The sequence below is a fragment of the Janthinobacterium sp. OK676 genome (assembly GCF_900103595.1).
GTDB lineage: Bacteria > Pseudomonadota > Gammaproteobacteria > Burkholderiales > Burkholderiaceae_D > Janthinobacterium.
On record NZ_FNHA01000018.1, the window covers coordinates 35,848 to 58,180 of the forward strand.

General features: G+C 65.1%; 20 protein-coding genes. 12 read left to right on the top strand and 8 right to left on the bottom strand.

All coding sequences use genetic code 11. The annotated features are described in order from the left end of the window. Positions 1-187 precede the first annotated feature (187 nt). The 4 genes from BLU39_RS26750 to BLU39_RS26765 all read left to right on the top strand — a co-directional run bounded on the left by BLU39_RS26750 (position 188) and on the right by BLU39_RS26765 (position 4,204). Positions 188-733: a YbhB/YbcL family Raf kinase inhibitor-like protein gene (locus BLU39_RS26750; RefSeq protein ID WP_092719138.1), complete on the top strand. Its 546-nt coding sequence runs from the start codon at positions 188-190 to the stop codon at positions 731-733. After that, positions 723-1,544, top strand: coding sequence for a helix-turn-helix transcriptional regulator (locus tag BLU39_RS26755; protein ID WP_217635117.1), 822 nt, complete (start codon positions 723-725; stop codon positions 1,542-1,544). Before BLU39_RS26750 ends, BLU39_RS26755 begins: the two co-directional genes overlap by 11 nt. Positions 1,545-1,613: 69 nt before the next feature. Continuing rightward, a complete protein-coding gene (locus tag BLU39_RS26760) occupies positions 1,614-1,958 on the top strand; it encodes a hypothetical protein (protein ID WP_092719140.1) in 345 nt (114 codons plus the stop codon). A gap of 92 nt (positions 1,959-2,050) precedes the next feature. After that, the gene (locus BLU39_RS26765; RefSeq protein WP_092719142.1) at positions 2,051-4,204 is read left to right on the top strand and encodes a TonB-dependent receptor; all 2,154 of its coding nucleotides are present in this window, start codon (positions 2,051-2,053) and stop codon (positions 4,202-4,204) included. Positions 4,205-4,271: 67 nt separating this feature from the next. Here the strand turns inward: BLU39_RS26765 and ung are convergent, their stop codons facing one another. From ung to BLU39_RS26785, 4 genes are all read right to left on the bottom strand, one after another. Next, entirely contained in the window at positions 4,272-4,934 is a 663-nt protein-coding gene (gene ung, locus BLU39_RS26770) for a uracil-DNA glycosylase (RefSeq protein ID WP_092719144.1), read from the bottom strand. A gap of 144 nt (positions 4,935-5,078) precedes the next feature. Beyond that, a complete protein-coding gene (gene lipA / locus BLU39_RS26775) occupies positions 5,079-6,086 on the bottom strand; it encodes a lipoyl synthase (RefSeq protein WP_092719146.1) in 1,008 nt (335 codons plus the stop codon). A gap of 37 nt (positions 6,087-6,123) precedes the next feature. After that, entirely contained in the window at positions 6,124-6,828 is a 705-nt protein-coding gene (gene lipB / locus BLU39_RS26780; RefSeq protein WP_092719149.1) for a lipoyl(octanoyl) transferase LipB, read from the bottom strand. A 75-nt stretch (positions 6,829-6,903) separates the two neighbouring features. After that, on the bottom strand, positions 6,904-8,376 hold the full coding sequence (locus BLU39_RS26785; protein WP_092719152.1) for a MocR-like pyridoxine biosynthesis transcription factor PdxR: 1,473 nt from the start codon (positions 8,374-8,376) through the stop codon (positions 6,904-6,906). A 115-nt stretch (positions 8,377-8,491) separates the two neighbouring features. On the opposite strand from BLU39_RS26785, the gene BLU39_RS26790 reads away from it, so the two are divergent. Then, complete coding sequence (locus tag BLU39_RS26790) at positions 8,492-9,769, top strand: multidrug effflux MFS transporter (protein ID WP_092719155.1); 1,278 nt, start codon at positions 8,492-8,494, stop codon at positions 9,767-9,769. Here BLU39_RS26790 and yfcF read toward each other — a convergent pair. Beyond that, positions 9,657-10,295, bottom strand: a complete 639-nt coding sequence (yfcF, locus tag BLU39_RS26795; RefSeq protein WP_092719157.1) for a glutathione transferase — start codon at positions 10,293-10,295, stop codon at positions 9,657-9,659. The two genes, BLU39_RS26790 and yfcF, sit on opposite strands and share 113 nt — an antisense overlap. A gap of 109 nt (positions 10,296-10,404) precedes the next feature. Here yfcF and gcvA point away from each other — a divergent pair, with 109 nt between their 5' ends. Continuing rightward, the gene (gene gcvA / locus BLU39_RS26800; protein WP_092719160.1) at positions 10,405-11,310 is read left to right on the top strand and encodes a transcriptional regulator GcvA; all 906 of its coding nucleotides are present in this window, start codon (positions 10,405-10,407) and stop codon (positions 11,308-11,310) included. Here the strand turns inward: gcvA and BLU39_RS26805 are convergent. The 3 genes from BLU39_RS26805 to BLU39_RS26815 all read right to left on the bottom strand — a co-directional run bounded on the left by BLU39_RS26805 (position 11,303) and on the right by BLU39_RS26815 (position 14,394). Beyond that, on the bottom strand, positions 11,303-11,599 hold the full coding sequence (locus BLU39_RS26805; RefSeq protein WP_086140485.1) for a DUF493 family protein: 297 nt from the start codon (positions 11,597-11,599) through the stop codon (positions 11,303-11,305). The genes gcvA and BLU39_RS26805 overlap by 8 nt on opposite strands. A gap of 316 nt (positions 11,600-11,915) precedes the next feature. Beyond that, positions 11,916-13,649 (bottom strand): DUF6600 domain-containing protein, encoded by a 1,734-nt coding sequence (locus tag BLU39_RS26810; RefSeq protein WP_092719163.1) that lies wholly within the window; start codon positions 13,647-13,649, stop codon positions 11,916-11,918. A gap of 103 nt (positions 13,650-13,752) precedes the next feature. After that, positions 13,753-14,394 carry a LysE family transporter gene (locus tag BLU39_RS26815; RefSeq protein WP_092719166.1) on the bottom strand — a complete coding sequence of 214 codons (642 nt, stop codon included), beginning with the start codon at positions 14,392-14,394 and terminating at the stop codon, positions 13,753-13,755. Between the two features lie 193 nt (positions 14,395-14,587). Between BLU39_RS26815 and BLU39_RS26820 the strand changes: the two genes are divergently transcribed. The 6 genes from BLU39_RS26820 to BLU39_RS26845 all read left to right on the top strand — a co-directional run bounded on the left by BLU39_RS26820 (position 14,588) and on the right by BLU39_RS26845 (position 22,315). After that, positions 14,588-15,535 (top strand): DUF808 domain-containing protein, encoded by a 948-nt coding sequence (locus tag BLU39_RS26820; protein ID WP_092719169.1) that lies wholly within the window; start codon positions 14,588-14,590, stop codon positions 15,533-15,535. Positions 15,536-15,619: 84 nt separating this feature from the next. Beyond that, on the top strand, positions 15,620-16,051 hold the full coding sequence (gene yiaA, locus BLU39_RS26825; protein ID WP_092719172.1) for an inner membrane protein YiaA: 432 nt from the start codon (positions 15,620-15,622) through the stop codon (positions 16,049-16,051). A gap of 45 nt (positions 16,052-16,096) precedes the next feature. Beyond that, positions 16,097-18,205, top strand: coding sequence for an EAL domain-containing protein (locus BLU39_RS26830; RefSeq protein WP_092719176.1), 2,109 nt, complete (start codon positions 16,097-16,099; stop codon positions 18,203-18,205). Between the two features lie 195 nt (positions 18,206-18,400). After that, the gene (locus tag BLU39_RS26835) at positions 18,401-20,062 is read left to right on the top strand and encodes a methyl-accepting chemotaxis protein (RefSeq protein ID WP_092719179.1); all 1,662 of its coding nucleotides are present in this window, start codon (positions 18,401-18,403) and stop codon (positions 20,060-20,062) included. Positions 20,063-20,086: 24 nt separating this feature from the next. Continuing rightward, positions 20,087-21,535, top strand: a complete 1,449-nt coding sequence (gene hemN, locus BLU39_RS26840; RefSeq protein WP_092719182.1) for an oxygen-independent coproporphyrinogen III oxidase — start codon at positions 20,087-20,089, stop codon at positions 21,533-21,535. A gap of 9 nt (positions 21,536-21,544) precedes the next feature. Next, positions 21,545-22,315 carry a sulfite exporter TauE/SafE family protein gene (locus BLU39_RS26845; protein ID WP_092719184.1) on the top strand — a complete coding sequence of 257 codons (771 nt, stop codon included), beginning with the start codon at positions 21,545-21,547 and terminating at the stop codon, positions 22,313-22,315. Positions 22,316-22,333 lie beyond the last annotated feature (18 nt).

A 22,333-nucleotide genomic window follows, 5' to 3' on the forward strand; every position in this document is an offset into this window, starting at 1 on the left:
CGATAGCATGAAAGCCCGGCAGTGAAAATCATGCGCAGGCAGGAAACGGCAAACGCAACAACATGCTCATGAGAACGTTGAAATCAGGCGAAAACGAGCGTTTCGGCACCATCATCGAGCGCATCGGCATCGCCAGTCAATGTTGTACGACATACACTTTCGCCTATACTTCATCGAAAGGAAAACCATGACCACCTCCCGTTTGCTTGCCATCACGCTGGGTCTCGCTCTGCACCTGGGCGCCCACGCCGCCGATTTCACAGTCACCAGCAGCGACATCGCACCGGGCCAGACCCTGGCGCCGGCGCAAGTATTCCAGGGCTTCGGCTGCACGGGCGGCAACCTGTCGCCGCAATTGTCATGGCAGGGCGCGCCGGCCGGCACCAAAAGCTACGCCGTCACCCTGTACGACCCGGACGCGCCCACGGGCAGCGGCTGGTGGCACTGGAGCGTGTTCAATGTGCCCGCCGGCACCACGTCCTTGCCGGGCGCCGCAACGGCCAGCACCCTGCCTGCGGGCGCCATGCAAGGACGCAACGATTACGGCGACAGCGCCTACGGCGGCGCCTGCCCGCCACCGGGCGACAAGGCGCACCGTTACCAGATCACCGTGTGGGCATTGAGCGTGGACAAGTTGCCGCTGGACCGGCACGCCAGCGGCGCCATGCTCGGCTACATGCTCAACGCCAACGCACTGGGCAAGGCCCAACTGACGGGACTGTATGGCCGATGAGATGGAAGCGGTCGCCCTGAGCGAACTGCGCATCGCCCATGGCACCATCGAGGCGCGCCGCGCGCAAACCCTGCGCCGCGTGCCCGTCTTCCAGAGCGCCCTGTGCCGCGTGCGGCAGGGAACGAAGCTGCTGGAATGGGGCGCTCGCCAGGCCCGCGCCGGCACGCATGACGTGGTGCTGATGCCGGCGGGACAGGAACTGGGCGTGGCCAACCTGCCCGGCGCGCAAGGCTACCGGGCCGAAGTGCTGAGTTTTTCACCGGCCCTGATCGCCCGTTTCCGCGCGCGCCATGGCGGCCTCGTCGATGCCCAGCTGCGCCATGCGGCCACGGCCAGCCTGTGCGTGCCGCTCGATGCCCACGCGGCGCAGGCCTGGGACCAGTTGATGGCCAGCCTGGCGAGTGGCGCACCGCCCGCGCTGCTGGCGCACCAGGCGGAAGGCTTGCTGCTGGCCCTGGCCTTGGGCGGCCATTGCGGGCCGCTGTTGCTGGACCGCCGCGATCCGCTGGCCGCGCGCGTGCAGCAAGTGCTGCTGCTGGACCCGGGCGCCGACTGGAGCGTGGCCAAAGTTGCCCGCCATCTGCACCTGGGCGCGTCCACCCTGCGCCGCCAGCTGGCACTGGAACAGCGGCATTTCCGCGCCATCCTGGAAGACGTACGGCTGGGACTGGCCTTGCAGGAATTGCAATCTGGCATCTTACCCATCAGCGATATCGCGGCCGCCTGCGGCTACGCCTCGCCCTCGCGCTTCGCAGCCCGTTTCCGCCAGCACTACGGCCTGTCGCCACGCGAACTGCGCGCTACCCTGTAATGTTCGTCCAGCGCAATTGAATTGCAACAAGCGCTGACAGCGGGGCGATTTTCTTGCTACTATGCGCCCATGTCTTCCCGCCAGCCCACCCGCAAGCTTGCTCATCACGGTGCCGCCGCCTTCGCGCGCACGCCGTGGCAGTTGTGCGTGGCACTGTTCAGTGCGCTGGCCCTCGTGTTCCTGCTGTCGACGGCCGCCTCGCACCTGCACAAAACCACCCTCGACGCGGAAGAGTGCGCGCTGTGCGCCACGGTCATCGACAAGGTGGCCGACATCGCCGTGCCGCCGGCCATCGCCGAGCCGCCCGCCCAGTTACTGCCGTACCGCTTGCTGGCCATCGCGCCCGCCCCCCTGGCGCCCGTCGCCGCCCTCATCCTGCCGCCCGTGCGCGGCCCGCCTGCCGCCTCACTGTAGTTCCCACGCTGTTTTTCCTTTTTTTCAGGCTGCCCCTAGTCGCGCGTTCATGCGCGCCGGGCCGCCTGGCGTTGACTATTTTGAGGCTTACCATGCAATACACTCCCCGCCTGAGCGCGCTGTCGCTCGCCCTTGCCAGCCTGTTTACGAGTTCCGCGCATGCCGCCGAAGCCACCGCAGCGGCAGATGCCGCACCACAAGAGATGCAAAAGGTCGAAGTCACGTCCGCCCACCTGAAAAGCGCCCGCATCGAGCTGTCGCCAAAAGTCGGCACCACCATCTACAGCATCGACAGCCACATGGTCGACATGCTGGGCCAGGGCGACAACACGCCATTCAATGAAGTGCTGCTGCGTTTGCCGGGCGTATCGCAGGACTCGAAGGGTTCCGGTGCCCTGCACGTGCGCGACGACCATGCCAACGTGCAATACCGCATCAATGGCGTGCAACTGCCGGAAAGCATCACCGGCTTTGGCCAATCGATCGACACGCGATTGATCGACAAGACGGATTTCATGACGGGCGCCTTGCCGGCCCAGTTCGGCCTGCGCACGGCAGGCATCGTCGATATTGAAACGAAGGAGGGTGGCATGACGCCAGGCGGGCGCATCGGCATCATGGTCGGCAGCCACGACCACGTGGAGCCGAGTGCCGAATTTTTCGGCAGCGTGGGCAAGTTCAATTACTACCTGTCCGGCAGCTACCTCGGTAATTCCCTGGGCGTGGAAAACCCGCAAGACACGCGCAGCGCCCTGCACGACAAGACGCGCCAGAACAAATCGTTCGGCAGCTTGTCGTATTTCCTCGATGACAACACGCGCCTGGGTGCCATGTTCGGCACGTATAACGGCCGCTTCCAGATCCCGAACAACCCGAACCAGGCGCCCGCCTTCTCGCTGGCTGGCCACAGCGATGCGCAGGCGGGCACGTCCACGTTACCGTCGTCGCAGCTCAATGAAAACCAGCGCGAGGTGAACCGCTTCCTCGTGCTGTCGCTGCAAAAAAGCCTGGGCGACGTCAATTACCAGGTGTCGGCTTTCCACCAGTATTCGGAGCTGCACTTCACGCCCGACTCCATCGGCGACCTGATCTACAACGGCGTGGCCTCGGACTCGCGCCGCGCGAACAGCGCCTCCGGTGCCCAGTTCGACATCAGCTACAAATGGCACCAGGACCACACCGTGCGCGCCGGCCTGGCCTATACGCGCCAGAAGACGACGAGCGACAACACGGTGGCCGTCTTCCCCGCCATGGACGGCGCGCAAACGTCCACCACGCCCATCTCGATACTCGACAACAGCGGCAAGACGGGCACCCTGGCCAGTTTTTACCTGCAGGATGAATGGCACATCAGCAAGCCCCTGACCCTGAACTATGGCGCCCGCTTCGACAAGGTCTCGGCCTACACGAGCGAACAGCAATGGAGCCCGCGCGTCAATCTGGCCTACCAGATCGCGCCGGGCACGGCCCTGCACGCCGGCTATTCGCGCTACTTCACGCCGCCGCCGCAGGAACTGGCGGCCCAGGGCAGCATCGACCTGTACGCGAACACGACGAATGCGCCGGAAATCGGCCAGTCCGACAACGTCAAGGCCGAGCGCACGCATTACTACGACGTGGGCATCAGCCACCAGGTGAATGCGAAACTGACCGTGACGGCCGATGTGTACTACAAAAAGATCAACAACCTGCTCGACGAAGGCCAGTTCGGCCAGGCATTGATTTTGACGCCATTCAACTATGCGGACGGCTACGCCAAGGGCCTGGAGTTATCCGCCATCTACAGCGAGAAAAACTGGGGCCTGTTCCTCAACGCCAGCACGCAAAAGGCGCAGGGCCGCAACATCAATTCGGGCCAGGCCCTGTTTGGCGCCGATGAGTTGAACTACATCAGCAAGCACTATGTCTACCTCGATCATGACCAGAAATACACCTTGTCGGGCGGCGGCCACTATCACTTTGGCGATTCGCAAGTGAGCGCTGACTTCCTCTACGGCAGCGGCCTGCGCATGACCCCGGACGGCGGCGCGCCCAATTCCGGCCATCTGCCGAGCTACTTCACCGTCAACACGGCGCTCACGCACACGTGGAAGCACACGCCGCTCGGCAGAATCGAGGGACGATTGGCTCTGATCAACCTGTTCGACAAATCGTATCTGCTGCGCGACGGTTCCGGCGTGGGCGTGGGGGCGCCGCAGTACGGCGCCCGCCGCAGCATCTATGCGGGCCTGTCGACCAGCTTTTAACCGTTACGCGCGAAGACAGCGGCAGGGAGCAACGCCTGCCGCTGTCGGTTGCCGTGCCGTATCTGATTTAGGCCCAGGCGATGGGCGCCTGGCCATGCGCCTGCAAATAGGCGTTGGCCTGGCTGAACGGCTTGCTGCCAAAGAAACCTTTGCTGGCCGACAAGGGGGATGGATGCGGCGCCGCCAGCACCAGGTGCTTGCCGGGATCGATCAGGGTGCGCTTGGCTTGCGCATAGCCGCCCCACAGCATGAACACGAGATTGTTGCGCTCGGCGGACAGGTGGCGGATGGCGCTGTCCGTCAGTTTTTCCCAGCCCTTGCCCGCATGCGAACCGGCCGCGCCCGCGCGCACCGTCAGCACGCTGTTGAGCAGGAACACGCCTTGTTCGGCCCAGTCCGACAAATCCGTGCGCGTGCGCGCCACGCCCAGGTCACTCTGCAATTCCTTGAAGATATTTTGCAGGCTAGGCTGCGGCGGCGTGCCTTCGGGAATCGAAAAACACAGGCCCATGGCCGCGCCCGGCGTGTGATACGGGTCCTGCCCCAGGATCACGACCTTGACTTGCTCGAACGGCGTCAGGTCGAACGCGCGGAAGATCGTTTTACCCGGCGGAAAACACGGCCCCGCCGCATACTCTTGCTTCACGAAAGCGGCCAGGCGTTCCCAGTAGGGCTGGGCAAACTCGCCTTCCAGCCGCGCCTTCCACGATGCGTCGATGCGTACGTCCATGCGTCACCTCGTAGCTTATCCGTCAATCATGCTTTTTCAGCATGCCAGTATAGGACGCTCAGCCGCATGAGGTGGGCACGATACGAACAGGCAAAAAAAAGCCGCCCGGCTTTGCAGCGGGCGGCTTGATGCGGCACAAGTGGCTTAGAAATTCAGCGCCGATTCCACGCCGGCGCTGTGCGCCTGTTCATCCGCGTGGTAGGAGCTGCGCACCATGGCGCCCACGGCGGCGTGGGTGAAGCCCATCTTGTACGCTTCCTCTTCGAACATTTTAAAGACGTCCGGGTGCACGTAGCGGCGCACGGGCAGGTGGCTGTTCGATGGCGCCAGGTACTGGCCGATGGTCAGCATGTCGATGTCGTGCTCGCGCATGTCGCGCATGACTTGCAGGATTTCCTCGTCCGTCTCGCCCAGGCCCACCATGATGCCGGACTTGGTTTTCACGTCCGGGTACATGGCCTTGAAGTCTTTCAGCAGCTTCAGCGAGTGCATGTAATCGGAACCGGGACGCGCTTCCTTGTACAGGCGCGGCGCCGTTTCCAGGTTGTGGTTCATGACGTCAGGCAAGCCATCCTTGAACAACAGCAACGCTTTTTCCAGGCGGCCACGGAAGTCGGGCACCAGCACTTCGATGCGGGTGTTCGGCGACAGGGCGCGCGTTTGCTGGATGCACTCGACGAAATGGCCGGCGCCGCCGTCGCGCAAGTCATCGCGGTCGACGGAAGTGATGACGACGTAGTTCAGGCGCAGCTTGGCGATGGTTTTCGACAGATTCGATGGCTCGTCCTTGTCCAGCGGGTCCGGGCGGCCGTGGCCGACGTCGCAGAACGGGCAGCGGCGCGTGCACTTGTCGCCCATGATCATGAAGGTGGCCGTGCCCTTGCCGAAGCATTCGCCGATGTTCGGGCAGCTGGCTTCCTCGCACACGGTGACGAGTTTGTTTTCGCGCAGGATATCCTTGATTTCATAGAAACGGGTCGATGCCGACGCGGCCTTGACGCGGATCCAGTCCGGCTTTTTCAGGCGCTCGATCTGCTCGATCGGGACGATCTTGATCGGGATGCGCGACGTCTTGCTGGCGCCTTTTTGCTTTTCGCTCGGGTTGTAGGCGGGAGCGGCGGGTGCGGTGCTGGAAATGGTCTCAGAAGTCATGGCTGCGAGCCCTTGACGGGCATGTTGGTTTGTTTGCTCAGGCATCCGCTGCCTGAGGCGCGCCTGCGGCGCTGTTTACTTCGCTTACATCGAGTAATACGGTCAATTCATGGGCCAGGGCCCGCTGCACGTCGGCCAGCGGCGCCAACACGCCCATGCTGCGCATGTCCACCGTCTTCAGGCCGGAATAGCCGCAAGGGTTAATCCAGGAAAACGGTGCCAGGTCCATCGCCACGTTGAGCGATACGCCATGGTAGGTGCAGCCGTTGCCGCGCACTTTCAAGCCCAGCGCGGCGATCTTCGCACCCTTGCTTGGCCCGCCGGCGATATAGATGCCAGGCGCGCCATCGATGCGCTCGCCAGCGAGATTATACGCCGCCAGCACGTTGATGATGGCTTGCTCGATTTTATGCACGAACTGGCGCGCGTACAGCTTGCCGCCCGGCTTGTTGCGGCGCAAGTCCATCAGCAGGTAAATCACCACCTGGCCGGGGCCGTGGAACGTCACTTCGCCGCCCCGGTCCGTCTGCACCACGGGCACGTTTTCGGCGCCGGCCAGCAGATGGCCGCGGTCGGCCGCCAGGCCCAACGTAAACACGGGCGGATGCTCGACGATCCACAGTTCGTCGCGCGTGTCCGTCGTACGCGCATCGGTAAAGGCGCGCATGGCGGCAAAGGTGGGCTCGTAATCGACGCGGCCCAGCTCGCGGATCAGCGCCTTTTCGGTGCGGGTGGTGGTCATGACGGATTCTGTAATCAGCTGCCGGCGCCCTGCGGACGCTGCGGCGAAGCCGTGATTATAAGCCAGGCGGCCGTTTCATTCCGGGGCGGACTCTGGCAACAGCAGCAACCTGCCCAATTTTTGTGCAGCATGGCGTACCTGGGCCAGGCTCAAGGCCGTGTAGCCGAGCAGCACGGCCGGCGCCAGCCTGGCGCTGTGGCAAAAGTCGCCGAGCGGCTGCAGCGCCAGCCCGTCCTGCGCCGCGCGCGCGCAAAACGCCCGCTCGTCGCTGTCCGGCGGCAGCCACAGCACGCAATGGAAGCCCGCCTGCTGTCCAGTGATCGTGTAGCGCCCGGGCGCGGTCTGCTCGAGGCAGGCCAGCAGCAGGTCGCGCCGCTCCTTGTAGGCCAGGCGCGCCTGGCGCAAATGGCGCACGAAGGCGCCTTCCTCCATCCAGGCGGCCAGCGCCAGCTGTTCCGTCACGCCTACGGAGCGGCCCGTCAATTGCACGATGCCCAGCAACTGCGGGCGCAAGGCAGGCGGCAGCACCATGAAGCCCACGCGCAGGCCCGCAAACAGAGTCTTGTTGAAACTGCCACAGTAAATCACGCGCTGGTACTGGTCCAGCGCCTTCAGGGCCGCCAGCGGGGCGCTGTGGTAATTGAATTCGCTGTCGTAATCGTCTTCCACCACCCAGGCGCCGTGGTCGTTCGCCCATTCCAATAACGCCAGGCGGCGCGTGACGGACATGGTCACGCCCAGCGGCGACTGGTGCGCCGGCGTCACGTAGGCGAGGCAGGCGCCCGCGTGCGCGGCCAGCGCAGCGCAATCGATGCCCTCGGCGTCGACGGCAATGTCCACCGGCACGGCGCCGGCCAGGGCGAACAGGGCGCGCGCGGCCGGGTAGCCAGGTTCTTCCAAGCAGACTTTATCGCCATCGCGCACGATGCCGCGCGCCAGTAAGTCGATCGCGTGGCGGATGCCGGTCGTGACGATGATGTCTTGCGGGTCGCAGCGGATGCCGCGGTATTTGGCGAGGAAATCGGCGATCTGCTGGCGCAGCTGGAGCAGGCCGGCAGGATCGGCGCTGCACAGCTGCTCCGGCGTGGCGGCGGCCAGCGCCCGCGTGGCGCACTTGGACCAGGCGGCCATGGGAAACAGGCTGGCGTCGGCGCGCCGCGCGACAAACGGCAAGCCGTCGCGCACGCCCGTGTCCGAAGCGGGCAGGGGCACGGCGGCCGGTACGGCCGGGGCGGCATCGGCAAAGCCTGCCATCAAAAAACGTTCCGGCACGACGGCGCACACGCGCGTGCCGGAACCGGGTACGCGCGTCACGTACGCTTCCGCATGCAGACGGTCGAACACGGTTTCGATGGTGCCGCGCGACAATTCCCACCGTTCGGCCAGGGTGCGGCTGGACGGCAAGCGGCTGCCCGCCGGCAGCATCTTCGTCAGGATGGCCGAGCGCAGCGCTTCATACGCGCCATCCTGCTTGTTGACGCCCGCCTTGTCGAGCCAGCTGGTCGGGCGAGGCAAGTCCAGGGTGTGCGGTGATTTTCCTCGCGGCATGATAATCGTCCAAGTGGTCCAATGAGTTTTCTGATGACTGGCACTTCGCATTACACCACAACCATCCTATTCTCACCGTTCCGGTGCGTTTGTCATCTCTTGCATACCAAAAAACATGAATCAACGAACAACACTTCCCCTGTGGGCCTGGGGCGCCATCGTGCTGCTGCTGGTCTGCCTGTCGCGCATCAGCATCGACATCTATCTGCCTTCGCTGCCGGCCATGGCCGACGCCCTGCATGCCAGCGATGCCCAGTTGCAACTGACCCTGAGCCTGTTCATGGCCGGCTCGGCCGCCTCGATGCTCGCTTGCGGGCCGCTGGCCGACCGCTACGGACGCCGCCCCGTGCTGCTGGCCGGCACGGGCATTTTTGTGCTCGCCAGCATCGTCTGCACCGTGACCAGCGACGTGTACGTGCTCATCGGTGCGCGCGTGCTGCAGGCGTTCGGCGGCTGCAGCGGCACCATCATCGGCCGGGTCATGGTGCGCGACCGCTTCGATCCCGCCACGCAGGCGCGCATGCTGGGGAAAATCTCGATGGCGATGGGCTTGTCGCCGATCGTGGCGCCGCTGGCGGGCAGCGTGCTCGATGCGGCATTCGGCTGGCGCGCCGTGTTTGGCGTGCTGTGCGCACTGGGCGCGCTGTCGCTGGGGCTGATCGCCGCCTACGTGCCGGAAACCAGGCCGGCCAGCGTCGTACCACAAGGAAATACCCTCGCGCTGTACCGCCGCCTGCTGGGCGACAGGTATTTCCTGCGCTATGCGCTGGCCATCGGCTGTGTGTATTGCACGTATTTCCCCTTCATTGCGGAATCGTCCGTGCTGTTGCAAAGGGGTATGCATCTGTCGCCGCACGCATACGCGCTGGTATTCGCGCTGACGGTCAGCGGCTATATCGCGGGATCGAGCCTGTTTCGCGCCCTGGGACCGCGCCTGGGCGCCGATTACATGCTGGGCGTGGCGGTGCTGATCAATGTGGCGGGCGCGGCCAGCCTGTTGCTGGCGGGGACGTTGGCGCCGCAGCACGTGGCCTCGCTGGTGGCGCCCATGTTGCTGGTGATGGTGTCGGTGGGCATGGCCATTCCCGCCTGCCAGCTGGCCGTGCTGCAGCCGTATGGCGCCCAGGCGGGCAGCGCCTCGGGCCTGTTCTTCTTCGTGCAGATGCTCATCACGGCCGTGTGCGGCGCCGTCATCGCCGCCATCACGGACGGCAGCGAAAAGCCGCTGCTGTGGGTGACGGCGGCGGCCAGCGCGGCCTTTGCCCTCGTGTGGGGGCTGACTAAGCCGGCTGCGGCGACGGCACCTGCGCCAGCCACTGCCGCACGGCAGGGCGCTGCCACTGGGCCAGCGCATAGTCGCGCAGGACAGGCGGCACGGGCTCGCCGCTCTTGATCAAACGCAACAGCATCAGGGCCAGGTCCGTGTCGGCGATGCTCCAGGCGCCAGCCAGGTAGTCACCGTGCACGAGTTCGCCCGCGATGTGCAGCAGCTTGGCGGCCGCGGCCTGCGCCGCCGGCGACAGCGGCGCGTGGTCCGCGCGGGGCGGATGGAACACGACGGTGGAATCGCGCTCGTTGCGCAGCGCCAGCAGGTCGCTGCGCAGCCACGCCTGCACTTGCCTCGCCCGCGCCCGCTGCCGTACGTCGCGCGGCAGCACCGATGGATAGTCGGGCGCGGCAAAGACGTCGTCGAGGTAGTCGGCGATGGCGTTCGATTCCGTCAGGACAAAGCCGTCATGCTCGATGGCGGGCACGCGCTGCGTCAGGCTGACCTTGCTGAACGGCGGCTGGCGCGCCGCGCCCGCGTCCAGGTCGACGTCCTGCACGGTGAAGGGAAGCCGCTTTTCGCTCAGGGCGACAAAGGCGGACAGGGCATACGGGCTGATGCGGTTGCGGTCGACATACAAAACGAGGGACATGGCGGGCTTCCTGTGGATAAGTGAACAGGATTCATCATAAAGCGCCGTGCACTGCCTTCAAAACGAGTTATATTCAGCGTTCTGGTTACTTCTATTCACATCAAACGCCATGTCCCGACTGCCCAATTTTTCAGCATTGCGCGCCTTCGAGGCGGCTGCCCGCCATGGCAATTTTTCGCGCGCGGCCGAGGAACTGCACCTGACGCACGGCGCCATCAGCCACCAGGTGCGCAAGCTGGAAGAAGAACTGGGCGTGCTGCTGTTCCAGCGCAACGGCCGCCATGTGACGGTCACGCCGCAGGGGCGGCAATTTGCGCTGGTGCTGGGCAAGGCTTTCACGGAGATCGCCACGGCGGCGCAAGCGCTGCGGCCGGCGCCCGCCAATACGCGGCTGACGATCACGGCGATTCCCTCGTTTGCGGCGCGCTGGCTGGCGCCGCGCCTCGGGCATTTCATCGAACGCCATCCCGGCATCGAAGTCGTGCTGCAAACGAGCGGCGCCTTGCAAGACCTGGAAAGCGAAGGCATCGACGTGGGCATCCGCTTTGGCCGCGGCCATTATCCGGGCCTGCTGGTGCAGCCGCTGATGGGCGACGTGTATTACCCCGTCTGCAGTCCCCATTACCGGGGCGGCAACTTGCCGGCCACGCCGGGCGAACTGGCGCAGGCGACCTTGCTGCGCTCGCTCGAACCGTGGCGGCCATGGCTGGCGGCGGCCGGCTTGCCGCTGGCCGAGCCCGTGGGCGGCGTACTGTACGAGGATTTGTCGATGCTGATACGCTCGGCCATCGATGGCGACGGCGTGGCGCTGGTGCGCCATGTGGTGGCGCTGCAGGAGGTGGCGGCGGGGCGGCTGGTGCGCCTGTTCGATATGGCCGTGCCCTGCGCCGACGCGTATTACCTGGTCAGCCCGCCCGCCGCGGCGCAGCGCGAGCCAGTGCGGGCCTTCCGTGCCTGGCTGGGCGAAGAAATTGCCGCCTTCCAGGCACGCGAAGCGCCCACCTTGCTTACATGACGATCTTCACCATCGGGTGGCCCGACAGCGCCGTGTACAGGGCGTCGAGCTGCTCGCGGCTGATGGCGCGCACGGTGACGGTCAGGCCCGTGTAGTTGCCCTTGCCCGATGGACGCTCTTCCATGCGGCCCGCGTGGAAGGTCGGATCGTGGCTGATGACCAGTTCCAGCATGGTCGGGGCGAAGTCGACATGCGTCGGGCCCATGATCTTGATGGGAAAGTCGCTCGGATATTCGATCAGCGATTCGCTGGGAGGAATAATGTGTTCGGTGGGAGGCGTCGTTTGCATGGGAAATCCAATCAGTGCAGGTCAGAACAGGCAACGCTTATCGCGCGGCGGCTGCATAAAAGCGTATTGTAGCCAACTTTGAGGGCGGGCGCGCCCGCCGCCATGGCGCAGACGGCAAGGCAAAAAAAAGCCAGCTGGGTAAGCTGGCGGAAAACTATTTCGTTGAGACAAAATAGCCGGAAAAGTCGCTGCTGTGACTTGGAGGAAAAGCAGTAGTCGTACTGTAGCCAAACGACGGCCGCCTTACCTCCGGTATGTGACGAACTGCGCATTTTGCGGCGTGAACGCCGATACGGCGCGACAGACGGCACGCCCGTCAGCGCTCCACTTCCTGCATCCGGCCGTTGCGGCCGGGATTGCCGCGCTCATGGTTGCGCTCCCGGGGCGGATTGGGGCGCTCGGCACTGCGCGCTTCCTGGGGCGGCCGTGCGGCAGGGGCCGCAGGAGCCGGTGGAGGCGGCGGCGCGGGGCGCTGCACGGCCACGGGCGGCGAAGCAGGCAAGGATGGCGGCGGCGCCGTCTGCAACGCTTCGCGGCGGGGGCCACGCTCGGCGCGGTGCCAGTCGGCGCGGGGTCGCTCCTCGCCATGCCACCCGGGGTGACCCACATGATCTTGCACGGGCGGCAAGGCCGGCATGGCCGGCATCCGGGGCTGTGCCGGCACCGGCGGCTGTTGCGGCTGGGCCGGCACGGGCGGCCGGTTCGGCTGCATGGGACGGGGCGCCATGTGCGTCTGGCCATCGTCCGTCTGCAAGCGGCCGGGACGGTTGACCCAGTCGCGCCGGGGCTCCCTCGGCTCGGCGGGACGCTGCCAGTTGCCGGCCGGCGCAGGGGCCGTGCTCAAGGGCAAACTTTGCATGACAGGTGGCGGCATGGTGGTGCGGTTACGGCGCGGCACGTCGACCGTGCGCGCGCCGCCAAAACGCTCGCCGGGCAGCATCGTCATGCCTTCGCGCCGTTCGCGCTCGCCCGCCACGGGGCGGCGCCCTTCGGCCACGCGGTTGATGCGGCGTTCATACTCGGCGCTGGCGCGGTAGCCGGGCACGTAGCGCTCGTGCGGCGACAGGGGGAACCAGCCGACGCCCGGGTGCTGGCCATGCTGCTGCCAGTGGTTGCCGCCGACCCAGCCCACCAGGGCCGGCGCCCAGGGCACGCGGCCACGTTCGCGTCCCGGCGCCCAGCCCCAGCGGTGGCCCAGCAGCACCCAGCGGCCGTAGTGCGAGGGGGCATAGCCCCACGGCGCATTGTCGACCCAGGTCCAGCCCCACGGCGCGATCCACGTCCAGCGCCCGTCGCTGTACGGCGCCCAGCCGGCCGGCACGGCGCTGGGCAGCCACAAGGGGCCGTATTCCGCGTCTTCCTGCCAGGCGCCATAGCGGTCCAGCTCTTCATAGCCGGTGGTATCGTCCGTGACATAGCGCAAGGCCGGCGCGGCGGCGGGCAAGGCTTCGGGCCAGTTGTCGAAGGCGATCCGCTGCAAGGCGCCCGTGCGCAATTCCTCGTCCGTCAGCTCGGCACGCTTGCCAGCGCGCAAGGTGACGCTGCCCGTCGCGCCATCCACGTCGGCCGCGCCGTCGAGCACGCTGACGACGCTGGTGCCGGGCTGGCGCCCCGCCTCGATGCGCACCCAGCCCGGCTGCGTCAGAATCACGCGGGCCTGGGCGGTGGTCAGCTCGAAGCCGCGCAGCGCGTCGGGATTGCGCACGCGCACGCTGACCGTGCCATAGCTGAGGTGCAATTTGAAACTGTCGTCATCGAGCTCGCTCACTTCCAGCTCGGAATCGCCATCGAGACGCACGGCCGCCGCACCCACGCGAAACTCCGCCAGCGCGCCGCGCATGGTGCTCAAACGGTTATCCGTCGTGACGGGCCAGTTCAGCAGGGCGTTTTGCGCGTCGCCGTCGCCGGCGCGCACCAGCACCTGTCCTTCGACGGTGGAAATACGGCCCACGCGGGCGGGCGGATCCTCGGCCAGCACCAGCGAGCACGCCGACGACAGCAGCACGGCGCACACGGCGTTCAGAAAGGGGAAAGACAGGGTCGGACGCATGGCAGCGCTCCAGGCAGGACTTACAATGACGACATGTATCGATTACATCCGCTTCAGGCGGGCATCGCAAGCGGGCTTACAAATGTTTGCATCTTGACTTCGGTCAGGATGCCGCCTGGCCGCCGCGCTTGACGAAGAACAGGGCCGCGCCGACAGCCATCAGCAAGCCGCCAAAGAAGCGGTTCTGCTTTTTCACGGCCTTGGCGTCGTGGAAAAAGCGCTGCATTGACGAAGCGAGGAAGGCATAGCTGTGCATGACGATCTGGTCGATCGTGCACATGGTGACGGCCAGGATCAGCAGTTGCGGCAGCAGGGGCGCGGTCGGGCTGATGAATTGCGGCAACACCGCCACCATGAAGATGATGCCTTTCGGATTCGTCACGTTGGTGAGAAAACCCGTCAGCACGCGCCGGCGCCAGGACGGCACGACGGCGTCGGCGTGCAGGTCGCCCGTCACGGCCACCTTGGCGCGCCACTGCGACAGGCCCAGGTAGATCAGGTACAGGGCGCCCACCGTCTTGACGATATTGAACGCCACTTCGGAGGCCAGCAGCAGGGAACCCACCCCGGCGCCCGCGATGCCCAGCACCACCAGCAAGCCCAGTTGCAGGCCGAGAATCGTGGCGCTGGCCTTTTTCACCCCGTACGACAGGCCGTGCGACATCGACAGCACGGCGCCCGAGCCGGGCGAGACGGCGATGATGGAGGCGGCGATGACAAAGGTGATCCAGGTGGCGAATGGCATGCGGTTTCCCAAAAAATGGTAATGAAGAGCAATTTTACCCCGGTCAGTGCGGCCCTGCCGGCCATCCCTGGGGTAAGATCGCGGTCGTGTCTTACCGACCTCACTCCTTGCCGTACAACCAAGAATAACATCATGAAAAACAACACTTTCCTCGCTCCACGATTCCCTGCCACCGCCATGGGAGCGCGCTGAGATGGCCGGCTCCAGCCTGCTGGCCCTGCTCGACGACATCGCCAGCATTCTCGACGACGTTTCCCTGATGACCAAGGTGGCCGCCAAGAAGACGGCCGGCGTGCTCGGTGACGACCTGGCCCTGAACGCGCAGCAAGTGGCCGGCGTGCGCGCCGAGCGCGAACTGCCGGTTGTCTGGGCCGTCGCCGTCGGTTCGCTGAAGAACAAGGCCATCCTCGTGCCCGCAGCGCTGGCCATCAGCGCGTTTGCGCCGTGGGCCATCACGCCGCTCCTGATGGTGGGCGGCGCCTACCTGTGCTTCGAAGGCTTCGAGAAGATCGCGCACAAATACCTGCACCCGGACGACAGCCACAAGGCCGAGCTGGCCCAGGCGCTGCGCGACCCGCAGGTCGACCTCGTCGCCCTGGAAAAGGACAAGATCAAGGGCGCCATCCGCACCGATTTCATTTTGTCGGCGGAAATCATCGTCATCGCCCTCGGTACGGTGGCTGCGGCCACCTTCGCCGAGCAGGTGGCCGTCGTCGTCGGCATCGCCATCATCATGACGGTGGGCGTGTACGGCCTGGTGGCGGGCATCGTCAAGCTCGACGACGCGGGCTTTTATTTGTCCGCGCGCAAGGGCGCGGGCGCGCTGATGGACGGCGTGCGCGGCTTTGGCCGCATGCTCGTGTCGGCGGCGCCGAAACTGATGAAATTTCTGTCCGTCGTGGGTACCCTGGCCATGTTCATGGTGGGCGGCGGCATTCTGACGCACGGCTGGCCGTGGGCCAGCGGCATGCTGCACCACGCGGAAGAAGCCGTCGGCAGCGTGGCCGGCATCGGCCCCGTGCTGGCAGCCGTCACGCCCAGCCTGATCAACGCGGTGGCCGGCGTCATCGCCGGGGGCCTGGTGCTGGCCGGCGTCACGGCCGTGTCGGCTTTGTTGCGCATGGTCAAGCCAGCCAAATAAACTTTCTGGTCTGATGGGGCGGCAGGCGCATCCGTGCCTGCCGCCCCGGCCATGCCGCGGCGCCAGCCCGTCCATGGAGACCCTATGCAGACTTCCCCCATCCAACGTCCCAGCAGCGCCTTCATCGGCGCCTCCTGGGCGGCCCTGCTGATCGGCGCCATCACCTACCTGTCCGGCCTGTGGAACGCCAGCATGGCGCTCAACGAGAAGGGCTATTACTTCACCATCCTCATGTACGGCCTGTTCGCCGCCATCTCGCTGCAAAAATCCGTGCGCGACCGCGCCGAAGGCATCGCCGTGACGGGCATTTATTTTGGCCTGTGCTGGATTTCCGTGCTGCTGGCCTTGCTGCTGCTGACGGTCGGCCTGTGGAACGCCACCCTGCAAAACAGCGAAAAGGGTTTCTACGCCATGGCATTCCTGCTCAGCCTGTTTGCCGCCGTGGCCGTGCAAAAGAATGTGCGCGACGTGGCGCGCGCCTCGGCCGCAACGCCGGCGGAGGTGCCGGGAACCTAAATCGCGCCAGCGCGTCTACCTGTATATCCACGTGAGGGGGCGGCGATGAGCGACCAGCAAAAACGTTTGCAGATGGCACTGGATGCGGCGCACATGGCGATCTGGGATTCGCGCATCGTCGATGGCCAGATCATCGACGGCACGGTCAGCTGGTCGGCCAACGGCGCGGCCCTGCTGGGCCTGGAAGAGCGGCCGCTGACGCAGCCGTTCCGTGCCTTTCTCGGCTTCGTCCACGTCGATGACCAGAGCAAGGTACTCGAGGTGATGCAGGAAGCCGTGCGCCAGCACGACGGCTATGAATTGCAGTACCGCGTCGTCTGGCCCGACGGCAGCGAACGCTGGCTGGCGGCCAAGGCGCAAGTGTTCACGAATGCCGACGGTCTCCCCGACCGCACCCTGGGCATCATCTGGGATATCACCGAGCACACCTTGCGCGATCTGATGATCGCCGAAAGCAAGGAACTGGCGGAAGTGACGCTCAGCTCCATCGGCGACGGCGTGATCACCACCGATCCGCAAGGCAAGACACGCTACCTGAACCGGGTGGCCGAGCAATTGACGGGCTGGAGCAACGAACTGGCCCAGGGTCTCGACATCTGGCAAACCCTGAACCTCATCGATGAACACACGGGCGAGCCGCTCGAACACGTGGCCATCAAGTGTCTGCGCCAGCGCCAGGCCATCGGCATTTCCACGCATGCGCAGCTGGTCACGCGCGACGGGCGGCGCATTGCCGTCGAGGAGTCGGCCGCGCCCATCTGGTCGCACGACGGAAACATCCTCGGCGCCGTCGTCGTGTTCCGCGACGTCAGCCACGAGCGCAAGCTGAGCCAGCAACTGTCGTGGCACGCCACGCACGACACCCTGACGGGCCTGATCAACCGGCGCGAATTCGAACACCTGGTGGCCGGCGCCCTGCACACGGCCAAGGAAGAGGGCCACGTGCATGCGCTGCTGTACCTGGACCTGGACCAGTTCAAGGTCATCAACGACACCTGCGGCCACGGCGCAGGCGACGTGCTGCTGCAGCTGCTGGCGAAAATGCTGCAGGCGCAAATGCGCGACAGCGACATCCTGGCCCGCCTCGGTGGCGACGAACTGGGCGTGCTGCTGCCGCACTGCCCGCTCGATCACGCGCGCGTGATCGGCGAACAGCTGCGCCAGTCCATCCGCGATTTCCGCTTCGCCTGGGATAGCCGCAACTTCGAGCTGGGCGTGAGCATCGGCATGGTGGAAATCAGCCAGGACAGCAAGTCCATGAGCGAGCTGCTGAGCGCGGCCGACCAGGCCTGCTACCTGGCCAAGGAGCAGGGCCGCAACCGCATCCATGTCTACCAGGAGTCCGACGTCATGCTGGCGCAGCGGCATGGCGAAATGCTGTGGATTTCGCGTCTGAACGAAGCGTTCGCCCACGATTATTTCCGCCTGTACGCCATGCCCATCGTGCACCTGCACGACGGCCAGGAACACCACGACGAAGTGTTGATCCGCATCCGCAACAGCAAGGGCGACCTGATCTTGCCGGGCGCCTTCATCCCGGCCGCCGAACGCTACGACATGATGCTGTCCATCGACCGCTGGGTCATCCGCGCCGTCTGCGCGCATATCGAGAGCGTGCGCGACAGCCTGCCGCCGATGGAAGCGATGGCGGAAAGCCGGCGCCGCGCCCCAGCCCTGTATTCCGTCAACCTGTCGGGCATGTCGCTGGCCGACACGGGCTTGCACGACTACATCACCGAACAGTTCGTGCAATTTGCCGTTGCGCCCGAGCAAATCTGCTTTGAAATCACGGAAACGGCCGTCATCGCCAACCTGCCCAAGGCGCAAGTATTCATGCGCCAGCTCAAGGCCATGGGTTGCCGCTTCTCGCTCGACGACTTCGGCAGCGGCTTTTCCTCGTTCGGCTACCTGAAGGCGCTACCCGTCGACTATCTGAAGATCGACGGCGTCTTCGTGCGCGACATCGCCAGCAACGCCATCAACCGCGCCATGGTCAAGGCCATCAATGAAGTGGGCCACGTGATGGGCTTGAAAACGGTGGCCGAATACGTGGAAGACGATGCCACCCTGGCCGTCATCCGCGAGCTGGGCATCGACTACGCGCAAGGCTACGCCGTGGGCAGTTTGCGGCCGCTGACGGCGGGCGTGGATTAGCCGCCGCTGGCAACCAGTAGCGTTACAACAATGCCGCATTGCTATCGCTAAATGCGTACAAGCACGACCAATCTGGAGGATTTTGATCTACATCAATAAATTTGCGCAGGCGACTCCTTACACTGATCTCCATTCTTGCAATCGTGCAAGTCTTACTCACCAATTAGCTATTCAACTGATCAGGAAGCCGCGACCATGCGACAAAATTTGCCAGTGACTAACCGTGAAGTCCTCGTCCTGGACGACCAGGCCATCGTGTCGAAAACGGATATGAACGGCAATATCGTGTATGTGAATCCGTACTTCAGCCAGGTCAGCGGCTTCAGCGAGGCCGAGCTGCTCGGTTCGCCCCAGAACATCGTGCGCCACCCGGACATGCCGGCCGAAGCGTTCGCCGACCTGTGGGCCTCGGTCCAGGCCGGCACACCGTGGACGGGCCTGGTCAAGAACCGCTGCAAGAACGGCGACTTTTACTGGGTGCGCGCCAACGTCACGCCCATCCGCGAAGCGGGCAAGACCATCGGCTACATGTCCGTGCGCGTGAAAGCGGACAAGGACCAGGTAAAAGCGGCCGAGGAAGCCTACGCGGCCATCCGCAACAAGGAAGGCGGCAACATCGTCATCAAGCACGGCCAGATCGTGCGCCCGGGCCTGGCGCACCTGCTGCACAACCTGACGCACATGTCGCTCAACCTGCGCATCTGGGCCGCCACCTCCATCGTCAACTGCTTGCAGTTGCTGGTGTGCGTCATCAGCCTGTTCGCCAGCGGCGGCAAGATCACCAATTACGCCATCTTCGGCGCCACCCTGTTCGGCTTCCTGATCAACGTTTTCCTCTGGTACACCTTGCGCATGTCCGTGCTCAAGCCGCTGGGCAAGGCCCTGAACGGCGCGCGGGCGATTGCCGCCGGCGACCTGTCGGGCAGTTTCGAGACGGACAGCACGGATGAAATGGGGCAATTGCTGCGCGCGCTGCAACAGATGAACAGCAACCTGATCGCCACCATCCGCGACGTGCGCATCAACGTGGAAACCATGGCCGTGGCCACCAAGCAGATCGCCGTCGGCAATATGGACCTCTCGGGCCGCACGGAATCGCAGGCGGCCAGCCTGGAAGAGACGGCTTCGAGCATCGAGGAATTCTCGTCGACCGTGAAACAGAACGCGGACAATTCCGTGCAGGCGAACGAGCTGGCCGTGGCCGCCTCGAAAGTGGCCGTGCAGGGCGGCGAGATCGTCTCCGAAGTGATCACCACCATGGACGACATCAATACCTCGTCGAAGAAAATCGTCGACATCATCGGCCTGATTGAAGGCATCGCCTTCCAGACCAACATCCTGGCCCTGAACGCGGCCGTGGAAGCGGCCCGCGCCGGCGAGCAGGGCAGGGGCTTTGCCGTCGTGGCGGGCGAAGTGCGCAACCTGGCGCAGCGCTCGTCCGTGGCGGCCAAGGACATCAAGCAACTGATTGAAATTTCCGTCGGCAAGGTGGGCGCCGGCATGCTGCAGGTGAACCGCGCCGGCGCCACCATGGAGCAGGTGGTCAGCTCCGTCAAGCAGGTGACGGCCATCATGCAGGAAATCTCGATCGCCTCGCGCGAACAGAGCATCGGCGTCGACCAGGTCAACCAGGCCATCGCCCACATGGACCAGGTGACGCAGCAGAACGCGGCCCTGGTGGAAGAAGCCGCCGCGGCGGCCACCCGCCTGGCGGAAGAAGCGGCCAGCCTGTCGCAAGCCGTGAGCCTGTTCAATTTCGGCAAGATGCCGCCACCGCGCCGCGTCGCCATGCCCGGCGGCAAGGGCGGCGCCGCGAACGCCGGCAAGCCCACCGCCCTGAAACGCCTGGCCGCCTAAACCTTTCAAGACTTCATACACATCATGCCTACACTACTCAGCAGTGCTTCCGCCGAACTGGATGCGGTCGTCGAATTCGACCCGGTCATCATCGGCAAGATGAGCCAGTCCGGCCCGCGCTACACGTCCTATCCGACCGCCGACCGTTTCAACGGGGACTTTGGGTACGGCAACTTCCTCGAAGCGCTGGCCGCCCTGCGCATGCGCGGCGGCCGCCGTCCGCTGTCGCTGTACGTGCACGTGCCGTTCTGCGACACCCTGTGCTACTACTGCGCCTGCAACAAGATCATCACGAAAGACCGCAGCAAGGCCGCCACTTATCTCAGCTATCTGAAGCAGGAAATCGCCATGCAGGGCAAGCTGTTTGCCGGCATGAACCAGATCGAGCAATTGCACTTCGGCGGCGGCACGCCCACTTACCTGAGCGAAAAGCAGATGGACGAACTGATGGCGCATCTGCGCCAGCATTTCGAGTTCGCGTCCGATGAAGACGGCGAGTATTCGATCGAGATCGACCCGCGCACGGTGTCGCGCGAACGCGTGTTTTCCCTGCGCGCCCAAGGTTTCAACCGCATCAGCCTGGGCGTGCAGGATTTCGACGCCGACGTGCAAAAAGCCGTCAACCGCATCCAGCCGGAAGCGGAAACGGTGGCCATCATGCAGGCGGCGCGCGACGCCGGTTTCCGCTCGATCAGCATCGACCTGATCTACGGCTTGCCGAAGCAAAACCTGGAAACGATGACGGAAACCCTGCGCAAGGTGATCAACGCCAGCCCGGACCGCATCGCCCTGTACCACTACGCGCACATGCCGCACCTGTTCAAGCCGCAGCGCCGCATCCTCGACGCCGACATGCCCGACAGCGCCACCAAGCTGGCCATGCTGGGCCTGTGCATCGCGCGCCTGACGGCCGCCGGCTACGTCTACATCGGCATGGACCATTTCGCCAAGCCGACGGACGACCTGGCCGTGGCGCAGCGCCAGGGCCGCTTGCACCGCAACTTCCAGGGCTATTCCACGCGCGCGGAAGCGGACCTGATCGCCTGCGGCGTGTCGGCCATCAGTTCCGTCGGTGCCGTCTACAGCCAGAATGAAAAGACGCTCGATGCGTACTACGAAAAGCTCGACGAAGGCGTGCTGCCGATCGCGCGCGGCATCAAGCTCGACACGGACGATTTGCTGCGCCGTATCATCATCCAGATGCTGATGTGCAATTTCGAATTGTCGATCGCCAGCATCGAGCAGGCGCATCCCGTGAAATTCCGCAGCTACTTCGCCAGCGAGCTGGAAAAGCTGCGCGAACTGGCGCGTGACGGCTTGCTCGTCATCGAGGAAGACTGGTTGACGGTCACGCCGAAAGGACGCTTGCTGATCCGCAATATCTGCATGGTCTTCGACCGCTACCTGACCATGGCGCGCGCGAATGCCGCGCCGGACGCGGTGCAGCCGCTGCGCTACTCGAAAACGGTGTAGCGCCACGCGATGAACGCCCTCAGCCTCGTGCCCATGTTCCTCGTCGGCCTGGCCGGCAGCGTGCACTGCATCGGCATGTGCGGCGGCATCGTGGGCGCGTTGTCGCTGGGCGCAGGCGCACCGGCGGCGCCTGCGCGCCCGGTCATCGCCATCGCCGTGGCACGGCCCGCGCTGCGGACAAGCCTGCAATCGAACGTGCTGCGCGTGCTGGCCTACAACGGCGGGCGCATAGTCAGCTACATGCTGGCCGGCGCCCTGGCGGGCAGCCTGGCGGGCGCGGGCATGCTGCACCTGGCTTCCCTGCAAGTGGCCGGCTACTGGCTGGCCAACCTGATGCTCGTTGCTTTGGGCCTGTACCTGATGGATGCCTGGCGCGGCCTGGCCCATCTGGAAGCGGCCGGCAACGTCGTCTGGCGCCGCGTGCGCCCCCTGCTGAAACCGTTGATGCCGATGGATACGCCGTTCAAGGCGCTGGCCGTGGGCGGGTTGTGGGGCTGGATGCCGTGCGGCATGGTCTACAGCGCGCTGCTGACGGCCATGATGCAAGGTTCGGCCCTGAACAGCGCGGCCACGATGGCCGCCTTCGGCCTGGGCACCCTGCCCACTTTGCTGGGCATGGGTTTGCTGGGCACGCGCTTGCGCGCGCAGATGCAGCGCCGTCCCGTGCGCATCGCCAGCGGCTTGCTGGTGCTGGGCTTTGGCTTGCTGGGCCTGCTGCGCGCCGTCAATGGCGTCTCGCTGGGCTGGCTCGACGCCCTGTGCGTCACGGGCCATCCATGAAAAGACGCTTGAAAACAA